26 protein-coding genes are annotated in these 21,571 nt (G+C 63.7%); 17 read left to right on the top strand and 9 right to left on the bottom strand.

Features of this window, described 5'->3' with window-relative positions:
* The first annotated feature begins 14 nt into the window (after positions 1–14).
* From IVA92_RS20115 to IVA92_RS20095, 5 genes are all read left to right on the top strand, one after another.
* Positions 15–974, top strand: a complete 960-nt coding sequence (locus IVA92_RS20115) for a YVTN family beta-propeller repeat protein (RefSeq protein WP_247280505.1) — start codon at positions 15–17, stop codon at positions 972–974.
* Positions 971–1,777 (top strand): ABC transporter ATP-binding protein, encoded by an 807-nt coding sequence (locus IVA92_RS20110; RefSeq protein WP_247280504.1) that lies wholly within the window; start codon positions 971–973, stop codon positions 1,775–1,777. The genes IVA92_RS20115 and IVA92_RS20110 overlap by 4 nt, the downstream gene beginning before the upstream one ends.
* Complete coding sequence (locus IVA92_RS20105; RefSeq protein ID WP_247280503.1) at positions 1,774–2,622, top strand: ABC transporter permease; 849 nt, start codon at positions 1,774–1,776, stop codon at positions 2,620–2,622. The genes IVA92_RS20110 and IVA92_RS20105 overlap by 4 nt, the downstream gene beginning before the upstream one ends.
* Positions 2,619–3,227: a hypothetical protein gene (locus IVA92_RS20100; RefSeq protein WP_247280502.1), complete on the top strand. Its 609-nt coding sequence runs from the start codon at positions 2,619–2,621 to the stop codon at positions 3,225–3,227. The genes IVA92_RS20105 and IVA92_RS20100 overlap by 4 nt, the downstream gene beginning before the upstream one ends.
* Positions 3,228–3,371: 144 nt before the next feature.
* A complete protein-coding gene (locus IVA92_RS20095) occupies positions 3,372–3,671 on the top strand; it encodes a copper-binding protein (RefSeq protein ID WP_247280501.1) in 300 nt (99 codons plus the stop codon).
* Positions 3,672–3,839: 168 nt separating this feature from the next.
* Here IVA92_RS20095 and IVA92_RS20090 read toward each other — a convergent pair whose 3' ends face one another.
* Both IVA92_RS20090 and IVA92_RS20085 read right to left on the bottom strand, forming a co-directional pair.
* Positions 3,840–4,397: a PQQ-dependent catabolism-associated CXXCW motif protein gene (locus IVA92_RS20090; protein WP_247280500.1), complete on the bottom strand. Its 558-nt coding sequence runs from the start codon at positions 4,395–4,397 to the stop codon at positions 3,840–3,842.
* Entirely contained in the window at positions 4,394–5,278 is an 885-nt protein-coding gene (locus IVA92_RS20085) for a substrate-binding domain-containing protein (RefSeq protein ID WP_247280499.1), read from the bottom strand. The genes IVA92_RS20090 and IVA92_RS20085 overlap by 4 nt, the downstream gene beginning before the upstream one ends.
* 127 nt (positions 5,279–5,405) lie before the next feature.
* Between IVA92_RS20085 and IVA92_RS20080 the strand changes: the two genes are divergently transcribed.
* Complete coding sequence (locus IVA92_RS20080; RefSeq protein WP_247280498.1) at positions 5,406–6,332, top strand: quinoprotein relay system zinc metallohydrolase 2; 927 nt, start codon at positions 5,406–5,408, stop codon at positions 6,330–6,332.
* A 42-nt stretch (positions 6,333–6,374) separates the two neighbouring features.
* Positions 6,375–7,193: a quinoprotein dehydrogenase-associated SoxYZ-like carrier gene (locus IVA92_RS20075; RefSeq protein ID WP_247280497.1), complete on the top strand. Its 819-nt coding sequence runs from the start codon at positions 6,375–6,377 to the stop codon at positions 7,191–7,193.
* Between the two features lie 202 nt (positions 7,194–7,395).
* Here IVA92_RS20075 and IVA92_RS20070 read toward each other — a convergent pair whose 3' ends face one another.
* Complete coding sequence (locus tag IVA92_RS20070; protein ID WP_247280496.1) at positions 7,396–7,755, bottom strand: hypothetical protein; 360 nt, start codon at positions 7,753–7,755, stop codon at positions 7,396–7,398.
* 87 nt (positions 7,756–7,842) lie between these two features.
* Here IVA92_RS20070 and IVA92_RS20065 point away from each other — a divergent pair, with 87 nt between their 5' ends.
* From IVA92_RS20065 to IVA92_RS20050, 4 genes are read left to right on the top strand one after another with little or no spacing between them, the layout of a single operon-like run.
* Entirely contained in the window at positions 7,843–8,841 is a 999-nt protein-coding gene (locus IVA92_RS20065; protein ID WP_247280495.1) for an ABC transporter substrate-binding protein, read from the top strand.
* Between the two features lies 1 nt (position 8,842).
* Entirely contained in the window at positions 8,843–9,580 is a 738-nt protein-coding gene (locus IVA92_RS20060) for an ABC transporter permease subunit (protein ID WP_247280494.1), read from the top strand.
* On the top strand, positions 9,570–10,280 hold the full coding sequence (locus tag IVA92_RS20055) for an ABC transporter ATP-binding protein (protein ID WP_247280493.1): 711 nt from the start codon (positions 9,570–9,572) through the stop codon (positions 10,278–10,280). Before IVA92_RS20060 ends, IVA92_RS20055 begins: the two co-directional genes overlap by 11 nt.
* Positions 10,281–10,330: 50 nt before the next feature.
* On the top strand, positions 10,331–10,684 hold the full coding sequence (locus tag IVA92_RS20050) for a hypothetical protein (RefSeq protein WP_247280492.1): 354 nt from the start codon (positions 10,331–10,333) through the stop codon (positions 10,682–10,684).
* A 10-nt stretch (positions 10,685–10,694) separates the two neighbouring features.
* Here IVA92_RS20050 and IVA92_RS20045 read toward each other — a convergent pair whose 3' ends face one another.
* The 5 genes from IVA92_RS20045 to IVA92_RS20025 form a co-directional block, all read right to left on the bottom strand.
* Positions 10,695–10,904 (bottom strand): hypothetical protein, encoded by a 210-nt coding sequence (locus IVA92_RS20045; protein WP_130211758.1) that lies wholly within the window; start codon positions 10,902–10,904, stop codon positions 10,695–10,697.
* Positions 10,905–11,045: 141 nt separating this feature from the next.
* Positions 11,046–11,951 carry a hypothetical protein gene (locus IVA92_RS20040; RefSeq protein ID WP_247280491.1) on the bottom strand — a complete coding sequence of 302 codons (906 nt, stop codon included), beginning with the start codon at positions 11,949–11,951 and terminating at the stop codon, positions 11,046–11,048.
* 24 nt (positions 11,952–11,975) lie between these two features.
* Positions 11,976–12,056, bottom strand: coding sequence for a pyrroloquinoline quinone precursor peptide PqqA (pqqA, locus tag IVA92_RS20035; RefSeq protein WP_008562446.1), 81 nt, complete (start codon positions 12,054–12,056; stop codon positions 11,976–11,978).
* 228 nt (positions 12,057–12,284) lie between these two features.
* Positions 12,285–12,608: a hypothetical protein gene (locus IVA92_RS20030; protein WP_247280490.1), complete on the bottom strand. Its 324-nt coding sequence runs from the start codon at positions 12,606–12,608 to the stop codon at positions 12,285–12,287.
* 122 nt (positions 12,609–12,730) lie between these two features.
* A complete protein-coding gene (locus tag IVA92_RS20025; protein WP_247280489.1) occupies positions 12,731–13,123 on the bottom strand; it encodes a calcium-binding protein in 393 nt (130 codons plus the stop codon).
* 334 nt (positions 13,124–13,457) lie between these two features.
* Between IVA92_RS20025 and IVA92_RS20020 the strand changes: the two genes are divergently transcribed.
* The 5 genes from IVA92_RS20020 (at position 13,458) to IVA92_RS20000 (ending at position 18,157) form a co-directional block, all read left to right on the top strand.
* Positions 13,458–15,122: a methanol/ethanol family PQQ-dependent dehydrogenase gene (locus IVA92_RS20020; RefSeq protein WP_247280488.1), complete on the top strand. Its 1,665-nt coding sequence runs from the start codon at positions 13,458–13,460 to the stop codon at positions 15,120–15,122.
* Positions 15,123–15,132: 10 nt separating this feature from the next.
* A complete protein-coding gene (locus tag IVA92_RS20015) occupies positions 15,133–15,489 on the top strand; it encodes a c-type cytochrome (protein ID WP_247280487.1) in 357 nt (118 codons plus the stop codon).
* The gene (locus tag IVA92_RS20010; RefSeq protein WP_247280486.1) at positions 15,486–16,415 is read left to right on the top strand and encodes a transporter substrate-binding domain-containing protein; all 930 of its coding nucleotides are present in this window, start codon (positions 15,486–15,488) and stop codon (positions 16,413–16,415) included. Before IVA92_RS20015 ends, IVA92_RS20010 begins: the two co-directional genes overlap by 4 nt.
* A 198-nt stretch (positions 16,416–16,613) precedes the next feature.
* Positions 16,614–17,603 (top strand): tripartite tricarboxylate transporter substrate binding protein, encoded by a 990-nt coding sequence (locus IVA92_RS20005; protein ID WP_247280485.1) that lies wholly within the window; start codon positions 16,614–16,616, stop codon positions 17,601–17,603.
* 128 nt (positions 17,604–17,731) lie between these two features.
* Complete coding sequence (locus tag IVA92_RS20000) at positions 17,732–18,157, top strand: hypothetical protein (RefSeq protein WP_247280484.1); 426 nt, start codon at positions 17,732–17,734, stop codon at positions 18,155–18,157.
* Between the two features lie 44 nt (positions 18,158–18,201).
* Here the strand turns inward: IVA92_RS20000 and IVA92_RS19995 are convergent, their stop codons facing one another.
* Positions 18,202–19,170, bottom strand: coding sequence for a helix-turn-helix domain-containing protein (locus tag IVA92_RS19995; protein WP_247280483.1), 969 nt, complete (start codon positions 19,168–19,170; stop codon positions 18,202–18,204).
* Positions 19,171–19,680: 510 nt separating this feature from the next.
* Between IVA92_RS19995 and xoxF5 the strand changes: the two genes are divergently transcribed.
* Entirely contained in the window at positions 19,681–21,486 is a 1,806-nt protein-coding gene (gene xoxF5, locus IVA92_RS19990) for a lanthanide-dependent methanol dehydrogenase XoxF5 (RefSeq protein WP_247280482.1), read from the top strand.
* Positions 21,487–21,571 lie beyond the last annotated feature (85 nt).

Raw genomic sequence — 21,571 nt, 5'->3', positions numbered from 1 at the left:
CCTTGCATACGCTGATGTTGCCCCTCTCGCTGTTTGCCGGACTAGCGCTTGCGAACGCGCCCGCGCATGCGTTCATCGCCTATGTCTCGAACGAGAAAAGCAACACGGTGTCTGTGATCGACACCGACAGCTGGACCGTGACCAAGACCATCAAGGTCGGCCAGCGTCCACGCGGCATCGATTTCACCCGTGACGGCAAGTTCGTGATGGTCGCGGTCGGCGACGACGACACCATCCAGGTGATCGACGCCAAGACGCAAAGCGTGGTGGACAGCTTGCCCTCCGGGCCCGACCCGGAATTGTTCGCTCAGGATGCCGCGGGGAAAATCCTCTACGTCGCCAACGAGAACGACAACACGGTGACTGTGATCGACCTCGAGAAGCGCGCCCGGCTCGGCGACATCCAGGTCGGCGTCGAGCCCGAGGGCATGACCATCAGCCCCGATGGCAAGACGCTGATCAACACGTCCGAGACGACCAACATGGCGCATTTCATCGACACATCGTCGCGCCAGATCGTCGCCAACGTGCTGGTCGATGCGCGGCCGCGCTTTGCCGAATTCAAGCATGACAGCTCGGAAGTGTGGGTCTCCTCCGAGATCGGCGGCACCGTCTCGATCATCGATCCCAACAAGCATGAGGTGATCGGTAAGGTCACCTTCGAGATCCCGGGCTTGCGGAAAGAGGCGATCCAGCCGGTCGGCATCGGCATGACCAAGGACGACAAGACCGCCTTCATCGCGCTCGGCCCCGCCAACCGCATCGCCGTGGTCGACGTCGCGACGCGCAAGGTGCTGAAATATTTGCTGGTGGGGCAGCGGGTCTGGCACATGGCGTTCACGCCGGATGAAAAATACCTGCTCACCACCAACGGCGTGTCGAATGACGTCTCCGTCATCGACGTCGCCGCGCAAAAGGTGATCAAGACCATTCAGGTGGGCGAACTGCCCTGGGGCATCACGATCGCGCCATGACCAGCCCTGCCCCCATCGCCGAACCGCGTGAGACGCCGAGGCTGGAATTGGCCGCAGTGCCGGCGCTATCGATCGACAGCGTCAGTCATTCTTACGGGCCGCGGCGGGCACTGACCGACGTCTCCTTCAACGTGCAGCCCGCGAGCTTCACCGCGCTGCTCGGCCTCAACGGTGCCGGCAAGAGCACGCTGTTCTCGCTGATCACGCGCCTGTTCGGCATCCAGGCTGGCCGTGTCGCCATCTTCGGTCACGACATCAGCAATACTCCGGGCGAGGCGCTGCGGCTGCTCGGTGTCGTGTTCCAGCCGCGTACGCTCGATCTCGACCTCTCGCTGACGCAGAACCTGCTCTATCACGCTGCGCTTCACGGCATCAGCCGGCGTGAGGCGGCTTCACGTAGCGCCGAGCTGCTCGGGCGCATCGGGCTCTCCGAGCGCGCCGGCAGCAAGGTGCGCGATCTCTCGGGCGGGCAGATGCGGCGACTGGAGATCGCACGGGCACTGCTGCACCGGCCGCGGCTGCTGTTGTTGGACGAGCCGACCGTCGGCCTCGATGTCAAGGCGCGCGCCGACATCATCGGCCATGTCCGCCAGCTCGTGACCGAGCAAGGCATCGGCGTGCTCTGGGCGACGCATCTGTTCGACGAGGTCATGCCCAATGACGATCTCGTGGTGCTCCACCAGGGCAAGGTGCTGGCGCAGGGGCCGATGAGCCGCGTCGTCACGGAAGTCGGTGCGCAGGACGTCAACACCGCCTTCATGCGCCTGACCGGCGCGCAAGCGATGCCGGGAGGCATCGCATGAGCAGCATCACGACCCGCGAGGCGCCGCGCGGCTTTTCGTCCGCGGAGTACATGACCTGCCTCACCGGCATCGTCTGGCGCGAAGGCCTGCGCTTCCTGCATCAGCGCGAGCGCTTCGTCTCGGCGCTGGTGCGGCCATTGGTGTGGCTGTTCATCTTCGCCGCCGGCTTCCGCCAGGTGCTCGGCATCTCCATCATCCCGCCCTACGAGACTTACATCCTCTACGAGGTCTATATCGCGCCCGGCTTGATGGCGATGATCCAGCTCTTCAACGGCATGCAGTCCTCGCTGTCGATGGTCTATGACCGCGAGATGGGCAACATGCGTACGCTGCTGGTCAGTCCGCTGCCGCGCGGCTTCCTCTTGTTCTGCAAGCTGCTGGCGGGCACCGCGGTGTCGCTGCTCCAGGTCTATGCGTTCCTCTTGATCGCCTGGTTTTGGGACATCACGCCGCCACCCTCGGGCTATCTCACCGTCCTGCCGGCGCTGATCCTGTCCGGCCTGATGCTGGGCTCACTCGGCATGCTGATCTCCTCCGGCATCAAGCAGCTGGAAAACTTCGCCGGCGTGATGAATTTTGTCATTTTCCCGATGTTCTTCGCCTCCTCCGCGCTCTACCCGCTCTGGCGGGTCCAGGAGGGCAGCCCTTATCTGTATTACCTCTGCGAGGCCAATCCGTTCACTCATGCGGTCGAGCTGATACGATTTGCGCTGTACGGACAGATCAACTGGGTCTCGCTGGCGGTGGTCGCAATCTGCACAATCGTGTTCATGATTGGTGCGATTTTCGCCTATGATCCGTCACGCGGGCTGGCGCGACGGGGGCCTGCAGGAGGCGAAGGATGAGGGTTCTGGTCCTGGCGGTCATGGCGATTGTGCTGTCGGGCACGGCCGCGCGCGCGGCCGATCCGCGCTATCCCGACTGGCCCTGCACCCAAGCCAAGGTGCCGGAGATTTCGCTCGCGGCCGTCTGGGCCGGCCCGCCGCTCGACGAAGTGCAGAGCAAATGGAAGGACGATGCCAAGATCAGCGCGCTGGTCGCAAAGCTGTCGGCGCGCAAGACGCCACTCGACGAGGCCGAGAAGTTGGTGAAGGAGTTTCTGGCCGCCTCCGCGTCGGACAAGACGGCGAACGCCAAGCTGCTGTTCGCCGGCCTGTTCGACACGCTTAACGCCCAGCGCTCCCAGGTGATAAACGGCCTCGAACGCGTCAGCCGCAAGCAGCGCGAGGCCGCCGACAAGATCCGCGAGGAAACGCTGGCGCTCCAGGCGCTCCAAGGCGTAACGCCCCGCGACGATGCCAAGATCGAGGCGCTCAGCAACGAACTGATCTGGAAGACCCGTATCTTCGAGGATCGTCACAAAGTGGTGCGATTCGTCTGCGAGGTTCCGACCACGATCGACCAGCGCCTGTTCGCGCTCGGGCGCGTGATCCAGCAGGAAATGGAATAGCGTCAGGCTGGCTGACAGCTCACCAAAGTTCCCGCGACATCACCGCGATCGTTAACCTTCCGCCGCGCTATCTGGCGGAACCAAATCGCTCTAGGATGTCTTGGTCAATCCAGGACATCCAATCCAGGACATCGGGAGGCCTCGATGGGAACAACGAAATTCATCTTCGCGAGCGTTGCGGTCATCACCATGTTCGCATCCAGCGCCTTTGCCGACGATCTGACCGGAATGATCACGCGGATCGATCGGCTCAACGGCACGATCTCGATCCAGCAGACGCAGAAGGGCACGGTCGGCGCCAGCTCAGGCAGCGCCGGCGCACTCCAGGAGTACAAAGCAAAGGACGCCGCGATGCTGGATGCCGTTCATGCCGGCGACCGCGTGACCTATACCGCCACCGAGACCAACGGCACGGGCACGCTGACGAAGTTGCAGAAGCAATAGGTGCGGTCTTCGCCTTCACTTCTCCAAGGTGCGACACAGCGTCATGGCCGGGCTTGTCCCGGCCATCCACGTCTAGCCACGCGGAACGAAGAACGTGGATGCCCCGGCCTTGCGCCGACGCGGCTTCGGGCGCGCAGGCAGGACAAGCCCCGGCATAATTGTGTGGCGTTACTGCTCCGGGCGCGGCTCCGGGTGCGCTTCCTCGGTGGGGAGTTTTGCGCCCTCCCAACCGTCGGTGCCGTCAGGGTACCAGGCGATGTTGGAGTAGCCATACGCCAGCGCGCGCTTGGCGGCGTTCCAGGACATCCAGCAATCGGCCAGGCAATAGATCACGAGCAGCGCGGCCTTGTCGCCGCGCGAGGCACGCGCGAGGCCGCGCTGCAGGTAATCGTCCACGGACGGCGGCAACGCGCCGTAGCCGGAGTCCGGCAGCCACAGGCTGCCCGGAATGTTCCTGCGCGGTGCATCTCGCCACACCGTGCCTGCGGGAAGATTCTTCGGCTTCGGCGGCCGCGGCATCACGTCGACGAAGGCACCGCTTTTCGTCCGCCAGATCGCCTCGGCTTCCGCCGTCGTCAGCACGCGGGCGCCGGCGAGCGTCGCGGGCACCGGCGCGCGGTAATTGTCGGTGCGGTAGCCTTCAGGCTCGAACGGCTCCTGCTGCTGCGCCAATGCCGGCCCTGTCAGAACAGTGGCGAGCAGCGCAACGGCAATATGCCGTTTCATGGCGTCTTCTTGGCCGTCTCCGCGCCGAGCGGCCGATTGTTCTCATCCAAAAGAGGTACGCCGAAGTCGAGCAGGATCTTGTTGATCTCGCCCTGGTTCTCCTGGATCAGCTTGTTGAGCTGCCGCTTCCAGTTCTGATCGGCCGGGCGCACGCCCATGCCGATGCGATAGACCAGCTTCGGCCCGGTGGTTTCTTTGACCAATGGCGTAACGTGAAGCGAAGCGCCGGCATTTTTCGCATAATAGCCGGCCATCGGGCCCCACAGCACGCCGGCGTCGATCTTGCCGGCGGCGAGGTCGTCGATCATGGCCTGCGCCGAATTGTCGAAGCGGGTGTCGATCATCAGCGGATAGGGCTTTGCATCGCCCATCAGACCGGCTATCGCCATGTTGGTCGCCGGCGGTGTGCCAGCGACGATGCCGACATGCTTGCCCTTCAGCCGCGCATCCTCCAGCGTATCGACGTCCTCGAGTCCGCTGCCGGCCTTGGCGACCAGCGCATAGGTCGTGCGGTAATAGGGATTGGTGCCCTGAACGAGGTCGTCGCCCTGCGGGAAACCCATGATGACGTCGCAGCGATGCGCACCCAGCGTCATGCGCACGAAGCCGGTGGCCTGCGGGAAGAAGACGTAGTCGAGCTTCTTCTGGAGCTTGTCCGCCAAGAACTCGGCGAGCTTGTTCTCGAACCCCTCACCCTTCTCGTTCGAGAACGGCAAATTGCGCGGGTCGGCGCAGACGCGCAGCACCTTCGGATCGACCAATTCGAAGGAGAGATCGCCGGCCTCGTTGGTCTGCGCGATCGCAGCATCGCCGAACGCGCAGGACGCCACCAGGATCCACAGTGAAAACAACCAGCGACGATGTCGTCCGGCCTCCGTCATCGCGCTTCCTCCTCGTTTTGTTTGAATGTTATCCATGCAACGCATGACGGGCCATGTTTGCCAGCTTTGTGTTGGTTTTGCTTTGTTGCAGCGCAATGCAGCAAACACTCTGAACTGAGGCGGAAAAGTGTCTCACATCGCTTCAACGATCGCAGTCCTGTTCCTGCTGGGGTTCGTCACGTTAGCACGCGCCGAGGCATCCGAATTGCCTGTGAGCGAAGTCGCGCCGGGAATCTTCGTACACTCCGGGACCATCGCCCTGATGACCCGCGAAAACGAGGGCGACATCGCCAACGTCGGCTTCATCGTGGGCGGTGATGCGGTGGCTGTGATCGATACCGGCGGGAGCTACCGCGAAGGCAAGGCGCTGCTGGCGGCCGTGCGGGCGAAGACGCCCAAGCCGATCCGCTACGTCATCAACACCCACGGCCATCCCGATCATGTTTTCGGCAATGCGGCCTTCGCCGATGGAAACACCATCTTCGTCGGGCACCAAAAGCTTCCCCAGGCGCTCGCGACGCGCGGGCCTTTCTATCTCGACAATTTCCGCCGCATCATGGGCAATGAGCTGATCGATCCCGTGAAGATCATTGCCCCTACCCTGCTCGTTTCGGACACGACGACGCTCGATCTCGGGTCGCGCCGGCTGACCCTGCGGGCCTGGCCGGCCGGGCACAGCGACAATGATCTGACTGTGTTCGATGAGACGACTAAAACCTTGTTGGCAGGCGATCTCGTCTTTCTCCGCCACATTCCGGTCATGGACGGCAGCATCCGCGTCTGGCTAGACACGTTGAAGGAATTGCAAGCCATTCCGGCGCTGCGCGTCGTTCCTGGTCACGGCCCCGTGAGCGACTGGCCTGCCGCACTGACCGATGAGCGGCGCTACCTGTCAACGCTGCTGTCCGACGTCCGCGCCCTGAACAAGAAGGGCGAGCCGATCCGAACCGCCGCCGACAAGGCCGCCGGGTCGGAACGGCCGCGCTGGGCGTTGTTCGAGGACTACAACGCCCGCAACGCAACCGCAGCATTTTCAGAAATTGAATGGGAGTAGCGGGCGCGCTACGATGGGCGAAACGCCCGCAGGACCATGACCATGTTGGGATGCACACGCCGCCTGGCCTTGACCGCCGTACTGCTTGGCATCGCGGTCGCGATGCCGGTGCAGGCGGAAGAGGCCGACGACCCCTGGCCGGGCCTGGTGCAGGACATCTTCAGCAACCGTCCGATGAACGACGGCAGCACCGTCATCGGCATCGAAATGCCCTATCGCGCCGAGGATGCGGCCATCGTGCCGGTCACGCTGCGCAGCAAGCTGTCGCTCGGCGATGGGCGCCGCATCCGTTCGATCACGCTGGTGATCGACCGCAATCCCGCTCCGATGGCGGCGAAGTTCGAACTCGGACCGGATGCCAATGTGACGGAAATCTCGACGCGCGTGCGCGTCAACAATTACACCGACGTGCATGCGGTCGCCGAGCTCAGCGACGGCCAGCTCTATGTCTCCAAGGTCTATGTCAAGGCCTCTGGCGGTTGCTCTGCGCCGGCGGCAAAGAACGTCGAGGAGGCCAAGAACCGTCTCGGCCAGATGCGCTACCGGCAATTCGCGCGCGAGGACGCGCCGGCGAGCCGCGTCCGCGAGGCGCAGATCATGATCGGCCATCCCAACAATTCGGGCCTGCAGATGGACCAGGTCACGCAGCTCTATATCCCGGCCTTCTTCATCAACCAGCTCAAGCTGACGCAGGACGACAGCCCGGTGCTGTCGATGGAAGGCGGTATCTCCATCTCGGAAGATCCCAATCTGCGCTTCACCTACGTCTCCAACGGCGCCAAGCGCTTTCGCGCGGAGGCGAAGGACACGGATGGGCACGTGTTCCGCAATGAGTGGGACGTGGAGAAGCCGGGGACGTAACGCGAGCGCCCTCCCCTGGAGGGGTCCGGGACGAGCGTAGCTCGCCCGTGGGTCGGCTCACATGGAGCGCAGCGGAATGTGAGACGGGGTGGGGTGCCGGTTTCTCCACACCCAACAATGCCCGAGTGGAGAGATCACCCCACCCCCCTCGCGCGGCGCGCGATCGACCCTGCCCTCCAGGGGAGCGTGATCGCCGCACAACTCAAAAACACCTCACCTCGGCTTCGGCCTGCGCGCGCCGGAGATCATTCACCGCCGAGTTCGCCTGCTCCGAGGTGCGGAACTGGACGCCGAGATTGCCGCGGACCTGGGACATGCTGAGCGCGGTCTCCGCGGTGACGTAGCGCTCATAGGGCACGATCGAGGCGACTACGTCGATCGAGCACGAACATTGCTCGATCGCAGACCGCGTCTCGCCATTGGCCTTCATGCAACCATAGACGTACTCCGCGCGCGCCGATGTCGGATAATCATTGGCGTCCTCGGCCTGCGCCGCGCACGCGGTTACTGCCAATACGGCCAATGCGGCGACAATCGGTCGTACCTGTCCCGCCAGTTTCATACGCATCCTCCCGCTGGTTGCGACCAAAGCTATGCTATGCGTATTGTCCTGAAAAGCACTCCGTCAGAGGAAACGGCTCACAAGGTGATGAGAGCACGTGGTGTGATAAGAGCACTCGGTCGAACATTGGTGCTCGCAGTGACGCTGGTCTCGACGCTGGCCGTACCCGGCCGCGCCGCCGAGACCATCCGCCTTGCGGTGCAGAAAACCGGAACATTCTCCTGGGAGCTGGCCGCGATCCGCGCGAACGGTCTGGACAAGGAGGCCGACCTCTCGCTCGAGGTCACCGAGCTCGCGAGCACGGAAGCGGGCAAGATCGCGATGCGCGCAGGCGGCGCCGATATCATCCTGTCGGACTGGCTGTGGGTGTCGCGCGAGCGCGCGCTCGGCGCCAAGCTCACTTTCTATCCCTATTCCAGCGCGCTCGGCGCGGTGATGGTGCCGGCGGCTTCTCCGATCAAGACGCTCGCCGACCTCAGGGGACGCAAGCTCGCGATCGCCGGCGGAGCGATCGACAAGAGCTGGCTACTGCTCCAGGCCCGCATGAAGCAGGACGGCATCGACCTGAAATCTGCGGCGACCATCGTCTATGGCGCACCGCCCCTGATCGCTGCCAAGGCGCTCGACGGCGAGATGGATGCGAGCCTCAATTTCTGGAATTTCTGCGCACAGCTCGAAGCCAAGGGCTTTCGCCGCCTCGCCGGCATCGAGGACATCCTGCCAAAACTCGGCGCCAAGGGCCCGGTCGCCGCGGTCGGCTATGTCTTCGACGAGAGCTGGGCGGCAAGCCATCGTGACGCCATCGCGCGTTTCATCGCAATGACGCGAAAGGCCAAAGAGCTGCTGGTGACCTCGGCCCCGGCCTGGGACAAGATAGCGCCGCTCACCGGCACCGCCGATCCGGTCCTGCTCAAGACCTATCGCGACCGCTATCGCGACGGCATCCCGCGCCGGAGCATTGCCGACGAGGAGGCGGATGCACGCGTGCTCTACCGCGTGCTCGCCGAGATCGGTGGCCGCGATCTCGTCGGGCCAGCGGCCGAGCTCGATCCCGGCACGTTCTATCACGCAGTCCCCGGAGACTGAGGTGCTGCGTCTTGTCTCGTCTGTCCTGTTCCTTGCAATCTGGTGGATCGCCGCGCTGTTCGTCGGCGGCGCAAAGCTGCCCTCCCCGCCTGCCGTGCTCGAGGTGATGATCGCGGAAGCCGCGAGCGGCGCGTTGTTCCTGCATCTCGGCGTCACGCTGGCCCGCGTCACACTCGCCTTCGTGCTGGCAATGTCGCTCGGCAGCGCCATCGGCTATCTGATGGGACGAGTGAAGCTTGCCGACCGGCTCGGCGATCCCTGGCTGATCCTGCTGCTCAATTTGCCGGCTTTGGTCGTGATTGTGCTGGCCTATATCTGGGCTGGCCTGACTGAAGCCGCCGCGATCGCAGCGATCGCCATCAACAAGCTGCCGACCGCCATCGTCACCTTGCGCGAGGGCACCCGCGCGCTCGACCGCTCGCTCGACGAGATGGCGAGCGTGTTCGCGATGCCGCGCTGGCGCGCCTTCCGCCACGTCGTGCTGCCGCAACTTGCGCCCTATATCGCAGCCTCCGCGCGCTCCGGATTGTCTCTGGTATGGAAGATCGTGCTGGTCGCCGAGCTTTTGGGCCGCCCGAACGGCGTCGGCTTCGAGATCGGCGTCGCTTTCCAGCTATTCGACACGCCGCGGCTGCTCGCCTATTCGCTGACCTTCGCCGCCGTTGTGCTCGTCATCGAAACCTTGCTGGTGCAGCCGTTCGAAGCCCGCGCAACACGGTGGCGGCCCCGTGCGGCTTGAGGTCGAGATCACAGGCAAGACGTTCAGGAGTGCCGCGGGCGGAACGCACGAGGTGCTGGCGCCAGTCAAATTCGCGCTTCAATCCGGCGAGGTCGGCGTGCTGATCGGCCCCTCCGGCTGCGGCAAGAGCACGATGCTGCGCATCATCCTCGGGCTCGATCATGAATTTCAGGGTCGCATCGCGCGGCCGCCGAAGGCGCGGATCGGCATGGTGTTCCAGGAGCCGCGGCTGCTGCCGTGGCGCTCGGTCGAGCAGAACGTGCGCTTGGCTGCGCCCGGTGTGACCGAGGCCAAACTATCCGAGCTTTTCAGGATCCTGGAGCTTCAGGCGCATCGCGACCATTTCCCCGGCGAGTTGTCGCTGGGCCTTGCCCGGCGCGTGGCGCTGGCCCGCGCCTTCGCGGTCGAGCCCGATCTGCTGGTGCTCGACGAGCCCCTCGCCTCGCTTGACGACGCGCTCGCCGGCCGCCTGCGCGACGAGATCGCAACGCTGGTGGCGAGCCGTCCGGTGATGACGCTGCTCGTCACCCATAGCATCGACGATGCGATCCGGCTCGGCGACCGACTGCTCTTCCTGTCGCCAAGGCCGGCGCGCATCGTGCAGGAGGTGCCGATCGCGATCCCGCGAGCGGAGCGCAGCGAAACCGATCTCGGCAGGATAAAGGCCGAGCTCGCGGCGCTGCAGCTTGAATCGAAATGAACACTCGTGGTCAACTGGGGCCAAACAAGACCGTCGAGGGAGGGTTCACGATGCGACGTCAGCTGATTGCGATCTGCATCCTGTTGGTCGCGATGCCGGGCGCGGCGCTCGCGCAGACCAAAGGCAAGGGCATCCGGCTCTGGAATCTCACAACGGAGACGATCTCCGGCTTCCAGCTCGCTCCCGCCGGCAGGACCGACTGGGGTCCGAACCAATGCTTGAACGACAAGGACAAGGAGGTCGACCACGACGAGCGGCTGCGCATTACCGGCGTCGAGCCGGGCCGCTATGATGCCAAGGTCAGCTATGCCAATTCACGGCAGTGCATCGTCCGCGACATCGAGATCAGGGCGGATGCGGTGTTCTCGATCGTCGACAAGGATCTGAAGGACTGCACCAAATAGCGAGGCCGGCTTACGCCTTGTCGTTCGGGTGCGGATATTCGCAGCGCCATCGCACCGCATGCCACTTCGGGTGCTCGCCGACCCATTGCGCGATATAGGGCGGCGCGGCCATCGCGCATTGCCGTGGCGACCCGGAATAGTTGAACACCAGATGCTGCTCCTCGCAGGTCGCGGGCGAGAGCACCGCACAGACAGTCACCACCAGGTCAATCGGGTTCATGCCGGGATCCTCTCGCAAAGGGGCGATGGAGACTAGCACGAAAGGTTACGTGCCAAGGAGCGGGAAGTTTCAATCCGGCGTGAGAGAAAATGGGGCTCTTTCCCGTCTCCGCCCGGGCAGACAGAGGGGAACATGGGCGCGTTAAAAGTTAACCCCGAAGACAACCCTCGCCTGGTGACGCTCGAAATTGACGAGGTCGAGATTGGCGGATGATCCGGCCGGACGTCCCCAGGCCTGCATGCTCCAGCTCAAGGTCAGCCGCGAGCGCTCGGAGAGCTGAAGATAGGCGGTGGGGCCGACGAACAGGGCGTGGCCCGAAAACTCGCCGAGGCCGATGCCGTCGTATTGCCGGAAATAGCGCATCTCCCCGCCGAGCAGCACATTGGGCCGCACGCGCACCATGCCGGCAACCGCCGCCCCGATCGTCGAGCTCTTCTCGGACAGTCCCGCCATCTCGAAGCGCGCCCATTCCGGCTGATAGATCAGATTGAGCGCGGCGATGGCGAAGTTCGGAACGAGCTCGCGGTCGAACGCAAGCGTGAAGTCGGTGCCGTACATCCGTCCCTTCGCGCCGCTGGTCTCGTCGATGCGGTCGCGATGGAGCTCGGCGGCGACAGTCAGGCCGAACGGCGCGTGCGCGCGGTCGAGCAGACGATAACGCAGATCGAGCGAGGCGCCCTGGAAGTTGAACTGGCGGCGATCGTCGATGTCGGGGACGCCGGTGATGTCGTGCAAGCTGGCGGTACCGCCGACCTCGACACGGAAGTTCGGCAGCGGCACCACCTCGATCTCGACCTCCTGCGTGAGCGCGCGATAGGTCCCACCGCCCTTACCAAATCGTCCCGTCGTCTCGCTCTGGAATTCGCGCTCGCCGACGCTGCCGACATCGGTGCCGATCATGAAGCCGAAGATGTGCTCGGTATCAAAGCCTTCTTCGGCGCTGACGCATACAGGTAGAAGCGCGACTGTGCAGGCAGCTATGGTCCAGAAGGGATTGGCTCTCGCGCGCATTCCTGACACTACCACGGCTTCGACGGCGTTTGCCATCGAAGCCGCGGCAGGTCGTCAGTCTTACTTGCGCGAAGCGCAGGCGTACATGTTGATTTCCATGCCGACCGGCACTTCCACGATCTTCGGAGCTTTCCAAGCCATTCGGGGTCTCCCAAGGTATTGAGCGCGACATCGCGCGGGGCAAAACCTAGGGCTGGGTCCCCTGTAGTTCAAGCGCCGAATCGGTGTTCGGATGCGTCTGGGTCGATTCTTCGCGGCGGCATTTCTCTCTCGGGCAAAGCCAGTTCTCTCTTGGTCAATTACAGATCTTGGGGACATCGCCCTGCGCGACACACCGCGCCTCGAATCGACACCAACAGTGCCGCGTCGTCAGCAGTCCTTACCTGCCGTTTGCGTGTTGGGCTTAGCACCTTCCGCCCGCTCCGCCGCAGTTGGCTGGCTCTGCATCTGCCGCTGCGCATCTTCGGACGAGGCAGCTGCGCCGCCGCTGGCACGATTCATCGTGCTGGTCGGCGGATGCTGACCCGTTTCGCTGGACGAACTCTGCGACTGCGCCGAGCCCACGGTGACTGGACCGGAACCGGCATCCTTGTCAGTGCTGGCACTGCCGGTGTTGCACGGGCCGGCCATAGCGACGCCCGCGCTCAACGTCAGGATCGCGCAGGCAGCAAGAACGGAATGTTTCATGGTCATCTGCTTCTCCTCTTCTCCCGCCGCGCTGCCCCGGCGCGGAGCAGGACATCGCGAAGAGAACAGGCCGAATAGCCCGATGTTCCGGGCTTCCGATCGGAAATAAGCTCCTGCCGGGGCGGACCTCAGCGCAGCAGCCGCAGCAGCGCGCGGCCGGCCCGCGCCTTCAGCTCTTTTGCATCGAGCGTCCCGTCCTTGTCCGGGTTGGCCGCATTGAAGCGCTGCTCCACCACGGACAGGTATTCGTCGAGCGTAAGCGTCCCATCGCGATCAGGATCGGCGGCGGCGAGCTCTTTCGCCGACAACCGTCCCCGCAACTCGCGGGCGTCGAGCGTGCCGTCGTGGTCGGGGTCGAGCTTGGCGAACAATGCGCTGGCCGCCTTCTTCACCTCGGCGAGATCGAGCGTTCCGTCATTGTCGGTATCGAACATCTTGACCGCGTTGCCGGATGCCGCGAGGGCCGGACCGGACAGCAATGCAATCGTGAGCGCAAGCGCGACTGAGTGACGTGACATCATCGAAACCTCCTGAGAACCTCAATTCGAGCGGGATCGAAATGAGATAAGGCCACAAATGTGACCCGGTTCAACGGAAATTACAACCTGCGCGCGCCACGACTCGCGGAAGCGAGCCGCGCCGACCCGGCCCGCTTCCGGCCCAGCGCTTCGCGTCGCGGAATTTTTCCAGCGCCTGCGCACAAGTGAGTGCTGGGCTGTCAGGTCTCCGTCAGGTCACCGGCATCCGGCGCCAGCATATCGGCGCCGGACTTGCGACTTTCGTATTGACGCGTTTTGTATTCGGGCGGAGTGTTGCACCTGCAGCGTCAAAAGGCGCGCACATTGGGAGGAACGGATGAAACGCTTTGCGATGGCCGCGAGCCTCGTCATGCTTGCATCGACTTGTGCAAGCGCACAGACCACCGAGCAACTGGTCAAGGGCGCGACCGATACATCGAATGTTCTCAATTACGGAATGGGCTACAATCTGCAGCGTTTCTCCACGCTGAACCAGATCAATAAGGACACCGTCAAGAACCTCGTCCCGGTCTGGAACTACTCTTTCAACGATGATCGCAGCGAGGAATCGCAGCCGCTGGTGTACCAGGGCGTGATCTACGTGACCTCGCACAATGCGACCATGGCGGTGGATGCCAAGACCGGCAAGCAGATCTGGAAAACCAAGGTCGAGTATCCCGCCGAGACGCCGCGCATCGTCTGCTGCGGCATCATCAATCGCGGCGCCGCGCTCTACGACGGCAAGGTATACCGCACCACCCTCGACGCCAACGTGATCGCGCTGGACGCCAAGACCGGCAAGGAGTTGTGGCGGCAGAAGGCTGCCGACATCAAAGAAGGCTATTCGATGACGGTGGCTCCGCTGGTCGCCGACGGCGTCGTCATCACCGGCATCTCGGGCGCCGAATTCGGCACGCGCGGCTTCATCGACGGCTGGGATCCGGCGACGGGCAAGCATCTCTGGCGCACCCATTCGATCCCTTCCCCTGACGAGCCCGGCGGCGACACTTGGAAGGGCGACACCTGGAAGCTCGGCGGCGGCTCGACCTGGATCACCGGGTCCTACGATCCCGAGCTGAACACCGTCTATTGGGGCATCGGCAATCCCGGCCCGTTCAATTCGGCGGTCCGCCCCGGCGACAATCTCTACACCTGCTCCGTGCTGGCGATGGATCCGAAGACCGGCAAGATCAAGTGGCACTACCAGTTCTCGCCGAATAATCCGTTCGACTATGACAGCGTGGCCGAGATGGTGCTCGCCGACATGAACGTCGAGGGCAAGCCGACCAAGGTGCTGATGGACGCCAACCGCAACGGCTTCTTCTACGTGCTCGACCGCACCAACGGCAAGCTGCTCGCGGCCAACCCCTACGTGAAGGTCAACTGGGCCACCGGCATCGATATGAAGACCGGACGTCCGATCGAGACCGACGTTTCGAAGGACGCGCGCGAGGGCAAGAAGGTCACCGTCTATCCGTCGATCCTCGGCGGCAAGAACTGGGAGCCGATGTCGTTCAATCCGCAGACCGGCCTGGCCTATGCCAACACGCTCGCCTTCGGCGGCAGGTATAAGACCGAGCCCGTCACCTTCAAGCAGGGTGAATGGTATCTCGGCATGGATCTGACCGATCTCTGGGAGTACGGAGACGGCCCGCGCGGCCATCTCAAGGCGATCGATCCCCTGACCGGCAAGGCGAAATGGGAGGCCCCTGTCGACATCCCGCGCTTCTCCGGCGTGCTGTCGACCGCAGGCGGCGTCGTGTTCACCGGCGCGCTGACCGGCGAGTTCGAGGCCTTCGATGCCGACACCGGCAAGAAGCTCTGGCAGTTCCAGACCGGCTCCGGCATCGAGGGGCAGCCGGTGACCTGGCAGCAGGACGGCGTGCAGTACGTCGCAGTGACAAGCGGCTATGGCGGCGTCTACTCGCTGTTTTCCGGCGACGAACGACTGGCGCAGATTCCGCCCGGCGGCTCGCTGTGGGTTTTTGCGGTCAAGCAATAACCACGACACGATGCTGAAGCAGATATCTCACAAGACGGCGGCGATGTTCGCCGCCGTCGCGGTGTTGACGGTCGCGCTTGCGGCGACCGTTCGCGCCGCGGACGATGCACCCGGCAAGCCGCTGCAGGTGCAGATCGACCACGGCAAGTCGACCTATGCCGAAAAATGCTCGCACTGCCACGGCCCGAACTTGATGAACTCCGGCACCATTACGCCGGACCTGCGCGCCATTCCCGACGACAAGACGCGCTTCGTCACCACGGTGAAGAATGGCAAGAACAACAAGATGCCGCCCTGGGGCGACATCCTCAGCGACGACCAGATTGGAGACCTCTGGGCCTTCATCTCGAGCCGGAGGAAGCCATGAGGGGTCGGCTCGCCGCGTGGAGCGTTGCCGCGATCCTCGCGGCGGTGCCTACGGTCGCGCACGCGGCGGAGGATCCGCTGAAGGTCTGTCTCGACGAGGACCGGCCGCCGCTCTCGGTGCATCAAAAGGGCAAGCCCGGTGCGGGCTTCGACGTACTGCTGGCGCAGGCGATCGCGGAACGGCTGGGACGGCCGCTGACGATCCAATGGTTCGAGAGCAAGCTCGATGAGGATTCCAGCCCACAGCTCGAGGCGAATGCGCTGCTCTCGGACGGGCGCTGCGCACTGGTCGGCGGCTACGCACTGACGCAGGACTCGCTCGTCAAGCCCGGTATGAAGACGGCGCGCCTGCCGGATTTCGCCGGCGCCACGCGCGACGACCGGCGCCGCCGCGTCGCGCTCGGCGTGCTCGCGCCGAGCCGGCCTTACCTCTATTCGCCGATGACGGTGGTGCTCGGGCCGAAGGCGAAGGGCCGCAAGGTCGGCGACATCGGCGATCTCGCCGGGCTTCGCCTGGTCATCGAAAGCGGCTCGCTCGGCGATGCCATCCTGATGACCTTCGACAAGGGGCGCCTGATCGACAACATCACCCATCTCGTGCCCGGCCGCGACGACCTGCTCGGCGCGCTCCAGCGCGGTGATCATGACGCGACGCTGATCGACCTTGCGCGCTTCGACGCCCATCGCGCCGCGCACCCCGATACGGGGCTCACCGCATCCGGCTACTATTATCCGATCGGCGTCAATCGCGGCTATGTCGGGCTTGCCGGCAATCCCGCGCTGATCGAGGCCGTCAACACCGCGCTTGGCCAGCTTGCTGCCGAAGGCAAGATCGCCGAATTCGGCAAGCAGGCCGGCCTCACCTATCTGCCGCCGCGCGAGCCGGCGATCCTCGGCGATGTCTGGATGAAGATCATTCAGCGGTGATTGCCCGGTATTCCGGCGCCCGAAGGCAAGCCCGCAATCCATTTCTCGGCAGCGCAGCCCGATGGATTCCAGGCCGGCGAGCCGCGCTCGCATCCAGGAGTGATTGGCGATGCGACCAATGCGCCAATCTGTCTCGGCTGTCGCCGATGGCAGAGACGATGCGATGCAGTACCCTCGATGAAAATGCTGGAGGGAATCATGTCCGCAAAGCTCGATCGCCGCCACTTCGTCGCCGCCGGTGCCAGCGCATTCGCGATGCCTTTCCTCTCGCGCGGCGCCTCGGCGCAAGCTGCATGGCCGTCGCGGCAGATTCGCATGATTTGCAGCTATCCCGCCGGCGGACAGACCGACCTGCTGGCGCGCGCCTATGGCGAATTCATCGCCAGGCAGATCGGCAAGACCGTCGTCATCGAAAACAAGCCCGGCGCCTCCGGCGCAATCGGCACGGCGGAGGTCGCCCGCGCCGAGCCCGACGGCCACACCGTGCTATGCTCGATCTCGACCACCTACATCATGAACCGGGTGGTGATGAAGAATCCCGGCTACGACATGGACAGGGATCTGACCCTCGTCAGCGTGATTCCCGGCGCCGGCCTGTTGCTGGTCGCGAACCCCAAAATCGGCGTCAAGAGGCTGGAGGATTTCGTCGCCTTCGCGCGCAAGAGCGGCAAGGTGAATTTCGGCACCTACAGCGCGGGATCGGCCCCGCACATGACGATCAACGAGCTCAACAAGCAATACGGTCTCTCCATCGAGCCGGTGCACTACCGCGGCGAAGCCCCGATGTGGACCGGCATGCTGGAAGGCACGCTCGATGCCGCGATGGGCAGCTATACGGCGGCGCAATCGGTCCTGCAAAGCGACCGCGGCACTGTGTTCGCCGTGCATTCGAAGAAGGTCGACGCGATCCCGACCGTAAAGACGCTCCCCGAGCAGGGCGCGACGTCGAAATTCTTCACCGTGAGCGGCTTCACCGGCTGGGCGGTGCCGAAGGCGACACCGCAGCCGGTCGTCGACCGGCTGGCCGAGCTCTGCGTCGCGGCTAACAACGATCCGAAGGTGAAGGAGGTTCTCGCGACCTTCGTGCTCGAACCGGCCCTCGGATTCAAGGAAACCAATGCGCTGTATCAGCGCGAATTGCCGGTCTGGATCGAGAGCGCAAAGTCGCTCGGCCTCGAGCCCGCCTGAATCGGAGGCAAGGCGCGGTCGCGCTCACGGCGCGCTGGCGTCCGACCAAAGCCTAGTGTCGGAAATACACTTTCGCGCTATGATTGTGCGGCGCCAGCTCGCCGGCGCGAACGAGAAGGGCCGATCCCATGACACCGGATGGCGTCGCCGTAGCCGTCATGATCATCCTGCTCTTTCCGATGGGCTATTTCACGTTGGCTTCGCCCGCCTTCCTGCTGGTGAAGCTGGATATTGCGCCCGTCGCGCAGCTGCTACGCGGAATGTTCAATGCCCACTTTCTGGTGATGCGTGTTGCCGGAATCATCGGAACGATAGCCTTCCTGCTCGATGGTCGCCTGATCGCCGCGGCGGGCGTTGGTCTGCTTGCAGCCTTGGCGATCTGGGGACGCCGCAGGTTCCTGCAACGCATGGACGACCAGCTCAGCGCGACGGAAGCCGGCGATACCGAGGCCCCGCGTCGGCTGCGCCGGCTGCATTGGAGCGGAATGCTGGCGAACGCGGTGCTGCTTGCCGTTCTCTTGGCCAGCATTCCCTATATCGCCGTGTCGGCTTGATAGACGTCGCCACGCGGCCTGCCGACGACGGGGCCGCAGCGCGCCTAATGCTCGCCCGAGCTCGCGGTGCCCTGCTGCGCCTTGTGGATCGAGGACGGCACCACGCCAAAGTATTTCCGGAACACGCGGCTGAAATGCGATGAGCTGGAGAAGCCCCATGAGAACGCAACGTCCGTGATGGTCTTGCCGGCGTGGGCCTCGAGCTCCTGACGGCAGTTCTGCAGGCGGGCCTGCCAGATGTAGTCGCTCACCGTGGTGCCGCGCTCGGAGAACAGCATGTGCAGATAGCGCTTGGAGCAGCCGAGCTCGGCCGAGATCTGGTCGATGCACAGATCCGGATCGCGCAGATGCTCGCGGATGAAGAACTGAGCCCGCACATACATCGCCTCGGGCCCGACACGGTCCAACATCGTGTCGGCCTCGCGCAGCGGTAGCAGCAGGAGGTCGATCAGTGAATCTGCAACGCCGACCGCGCTGTTCGCCGACAGCTTTGCCGCCTCGTCGAAAGTCGCGTGAACGAAATCATGGGCGATCCGCCCCGTCCCGGTCTTCGCCGATAATTTGCACGCCGGCATCCGCTGCGAGGGAAAGCCGCGGTCGCGCAGCAGTGCCTTGGGCACAATCACCACGTCGTGACGCGTGAAGGCGGGGCTGATGATCGAATGCGGGCAGGAGACGTCGTAGGCGATGATGTCGCCAGGGTTGATTTCGATGTGGCGGCCTTCTTGCTCGAAATACGACACGCCGTAGGTCTGGAAGTGGATCTTGATGTAGGGGTGTTCATTGGCCTTGGCACGCGCCAGCGTGTGCGCGATGCGATGCTGGCTCACCTCGATCTGGCAGAGCTTCAGGCGCGAGACGGTGGTGTAGTCGATGCGACCTTCAAGCGATGACGCCTCCAGCGGATCGACGTCGAAATGGCCGCACAGGCTCGTCAGACCATCGATCCAGCTCTGGATCTGCCGCTTCGGCGTCAGCCCGGTCGTCGAGAGCGTGTGAATTGTGTCGGACATTAATCCAGCCACTGGTTTGATCCGGAGATTCGACGCGAATCGCGACCAGCGCTGCGGAGCCCTCAGCCGTGATTGCGTGACGTTTACCTCAAACTTGGGCGGTCTTTTGGAACTGCGCCTCCGTTCCATTGCCACCTTTGAAACTTAATCCTCCGCCTTAGTTGCAGCGCCGTCAAGGGGAACCTCGGCGCTGACGGCGGCGCGGGCCCGCGCGGAAACCGCTGAATTCGCTACTGCAAAATCAAAATCTTCGCGCCCGTGCGCTGTCGAGCAAACCGGCTTCTCTCTTGGGCAAGTTTCCCGTTGACGAAGTCGTTAGGGATTGCGGCAGGAACAACAAGAACGGGCCGCTCCTGCACGCGGACCCGTGGCTCTCATCAGGAGGAGGAAACAGCACAGCATCGTTTCTGGTCTCGATCGTGACCGCCCTGCACGAGCAGACGCCGGACGAAAAGCCCGGTGATTGAGCAATGCTTCGGAAACAATAAACGACCAACGGAGGAATTAACTATGCGCAAGGTGCTACTGGCGACCTATCTTGGCTCCGCGGCGGCTCTCGCCGTCGGCAGCGCCTCAGCCAATGACGAGCTGATCAAGATGTCGCAGAACCCGAAAGACTGGGTGATGCCCGCGGGCGATTATGCCAATACCCGCTATTCCAAGCTGAACCAGATCAACGCACAGAACGTCGGCAAGCTCCAGGTGGCCTGGACCTTCTCGACGGGCGTGCTGCGTGGCCATGAAGGCGGGCCGCTGATCATCGGCAACATGATGTACGTCCACACCCCGTTCCCGAACAAGGTCTACGCTATTGACCTTTCGAACGAGAACAAGATCGTGTGGAAGTACGAGCCGAAGCAGGATCCGAACGTCATCCCCGTGATGTGCTGCGACACCGTCAATCGCGGCCTATCTTACGGCGACGGCAAGATCATCCTGCATCAGGCCGACACCAATCTCGTCGCGCTCGACGCCAAGACCGGCCAGGTGGCTTGGTCGGCGACCAACGGCAATCCTGCGAAGGGCGAGACCGGCACATCGGCTGCGCTGGTGGTCAAGGACAAGGTCCTGGTCGGCATCTCCGGCGGCGAGTTCGGCGTGCAGTGCCACGTCACCGCTTACGATCTCAAGAGCGGCAAGCAGGTCTGGCGCGCTTATAGCGAAGGTCCGGATGACCAGATCAAGTTCGATCCGGCCAAGACGACGTCGCTGGGCAAACCGGTCGGAGCTGACTCCAGCTTGAAGACCTGGCAAGGCGATCAGTGGAAGATCGGCGGCGGCTGCACCTGGGGCTGGATCTCCTACGATCCCGCTCTGAACATGGTCTATTACGGGTCGGGCAACCCCTCGACCTGGAATCCGAAGCAGCGTCCGGGCGACAACAAATGGTCCATGACCATTTTCGCGCGCGACGCGGACACCGGTATGGCCAAGTGGGTCTATCAGATGACGCCCCACGACGAGTGGGACTATGACGGCGTCAACGAGATGATCCTCACGGATCAGCAGATCAATGGGCAGCCTCGCAAGCTCCTGACCCATTTCGACCGCAACGGTCTCGCCTACACCATGGACCGAGAGAACGGCGAACTGCTGGTCGCCGAAAAGTACGATCCGAAGGTGAACTGGACCTCCGGCGTCGACATGAACAAGAGCTCGCCGACCTATGGCCGCCCGAAGGTGCTCGACGCAGCTTCGACCGACAAGGCGGGCGAGGACGTCAACGTGAAGGGCATCTGCCCGGCCGCGCTCGGCACCAAGGACGAGCAGCCGGCAGCTTACTCGCCCGACACGCAGCTGTTCTACGTTCCGACGAACCACGTCTGCATGGACTACGAACCGTTCAAGGTGAGCTACACCGCGGGCCAGCCCTATGTGGGTGCGACGCTCTCGATGTATCCGCCGCAGGGTGAAAGCCACATGGGCAACTTCATCGCCTGGGACGGCAAGACCGGCAAGATCGTCTGGTCGAACAAGGAGCAGTTCTCGGTCTGGTCGGGCGCACTCGCAACCGCCGGCGGCGTGGTGTTCTACGGCACGCTCGAAGGCTACCTGAAGGCGGTCGATGCCAAGACCGGCAAGGAGCTCTACAAGTTCAAAACTCCCTCCGGCATCATCGGCAACGTCACCACCTATGAGAACAATGGCAAGCAGTACGTTGCCGTGCTCTCCGGCGTGGGTGGCTGGGCCGGCATCGGCCTGGCGGCAGGTCTGACCGATCCGACCGCCGGTCTCGGCGCCGTGGGTGGCTACGCGGCTCTCAGCAACTACACGGCGCTCGGCGGCACGCTGACCGTGTTCTCGCTGCCGAACTAGGCCCACTCAGCATCGCTCCGGCGCGTGGATCAACTCCACGCGCCGGCTCGTCTCCACCGAACGCCTTCGAGGACAATCTCTTGCG

The organism is Bradyrhizobium sp. 154 (assembly GCF_023073875.1).
Taxonomy (GTDB): domain Bacteria; phylum Pseudomonadota; class Alphaproteobacteria; order Rhizobiales; family Xanthobacteraceae; genus Bradyrhizobium.
Note: the sequence above shows the minus strand (reverse complement) of the source record. Positions and strands in the feature narration are given on the sequence as shown.

Bases quoted from the DNA above. Each gene is read 5' to 3' on its own strand.
- IVA92_RS20115 (WP_247280505.1), top strand. From the start codon at position 15: ATGTTGCCCCTCTCGCTGTTTGCCGGACTAGCGCTTGCGAACGCGCCC.
- IVA92_RS20110 (WP_247280504.1), top strand. From the start codon at position 971: ATGACCAGCCCTGCCCCCATCGCCGAACCGCGTGAGACGCCGAGGCTG.
- IVA92_RS20105 (WP_247280503.1), top strand. From the start codon at position 1,774: ATGAGCAGCATCACGACCCGCGAGGCGCCGCGCGGCTTTTCGTCCGCG.
- IVA92_RS20100 (WP_247280502.1), top strand. From the start codon at position 2,619: ATGAGGGTTCTGGTCCTGGCGGTCATGGCGATTGTGCTGTCGGGCACG.
- IVA92_RS20095 (WP_247280501.1), top strand. From the start codon at position 3,372: ATGGGAACAACGAAATTCATCTTCGCGAGCGTTGCGGTCATCACCATG.
- IVA92_RS20090 (WP_247280500.1), bottom strand. From the start codon at position 4,397: ATGAAACGGCATATTGCCGTTGCGCTGCTCGCCACTGTTCTGACAGGG.
- IVA92_RS20085 (WP_247280499.1), bottom strand. From the start codon at position 5,278: ATGACGGAGGCCGGACGACATCGTCGCTGGTTGTTTTCACTGTGGATC.
- IVA92_RS20075 (WP_247280497.1), top strand. From the start codon at position 6,375: ATGTTGGGATGCACACGCCGCCTGGCCTTGACCGCCGTACTGCTTGGC.
- IVA92_RS20070 (WP_247280496.1), bottom strand. From the start codon at position 7,755: ATGAAACTGGCGGGACAGGTACGACCGATTGTCGCCGCATTGGCCGTA.
- IVA92_RS20065 (WP_247280495.1), top strand. From the start codon at position 7,843: ATGAGAGCACGTGGTGTGATAAGAGCACTCGGTCGAACATTGGTGCTC.
- IVA92_RS20050 (WP_247280492.1), top strand. From the start codon at position 10,331: ATGCGACGTCAGCTGATTGCGATCTGCATCCTGTTGGTCGCGATGCCG.
- IVA92_RS20045 (WP_130211758.1), bottom strand. From the start codon at position 10,904: ATGAACCCGATTGACCTGGTGGTGACTGTCTGTGCGGTGCTCTCGCCC.
- IVA92_RS20040 (WP_247280491.1), bottom strand. From the start codon at position 11,951: ATGGCAAACGCCGTCGAAGCCGTGGTAGTGTCAGGAATGCGCGCGAGA.
- pqqA (WP_008562446.1), bottom strand. From the start codon at position 12,056: ATGGCTTGGAAAGCTCCGAAGATCGTGGAAGTGCCGGTCGGCATGGAA.
- IVA92_RS20030 (WP_247280490.1), bottom strand. From the start codon at position 12,608: ATGACCATGAAACATTCCGTTCTTGCTGCCTGCGCGATCCTGACGTTG.
- IVA92_RS20025 (WP_247280489.1), bottom strand. From the start codon at position 13,123: ATGATGTCACGTCACTCAGTCGCGCTTGCGCTCACGATTGCATTGCTG.
- IVA92_RS20020 (WP_247280488.1), top strand. From the start codon at position 13,458: ATGAAACGCTTTGCGATGGCCGCGAGCCTCGTCATGCTTGCATCGACT.
- IVA92_RS20015 (WP_247280487.1), top strand. From the start codon at position 15,133: ATGCTGAAGCAGATATCTCACAAGACGGCGGCGATGTTCGCCGCCGTC.
- IVA92_RS20010 (WP_247280486.1), top strand. From the start codon at position 15,486: ATGAGGGGTCGGCTCGCCGCGTGGAGCGTTGCCGCGATCCTCGCGGCG.
- IVA92_RS20005 (WP_247280485.1), top strand. From the start codon at position 16,614: ATGTCCGCAAAGCTCGATCGCCGCCACTTCGTCGCCGCCGGTGCCAGC.
- IVA92_RS20000 (WP_247280484.1), top strand. From the start codon at position 17,732: ATGACACCGGATGGCGTCGCCGTAGCCGTCATGATCATCCTGCTCTTT.
- IVA92_RS19995 (WP_247280483.1), bottom strand. From the start codon at position 19,170: ATGTCCGACACAATTCACACGCTCTCGACGACCGGGCTGACGCCGAAG.
- xoxF5 (WP_247280482.1), top strand. From the start codon at position 19,681: ATGCGCAAGGTGCTACTGGCGACCTATCTTGGCTCCGCGGCGGCTCTC.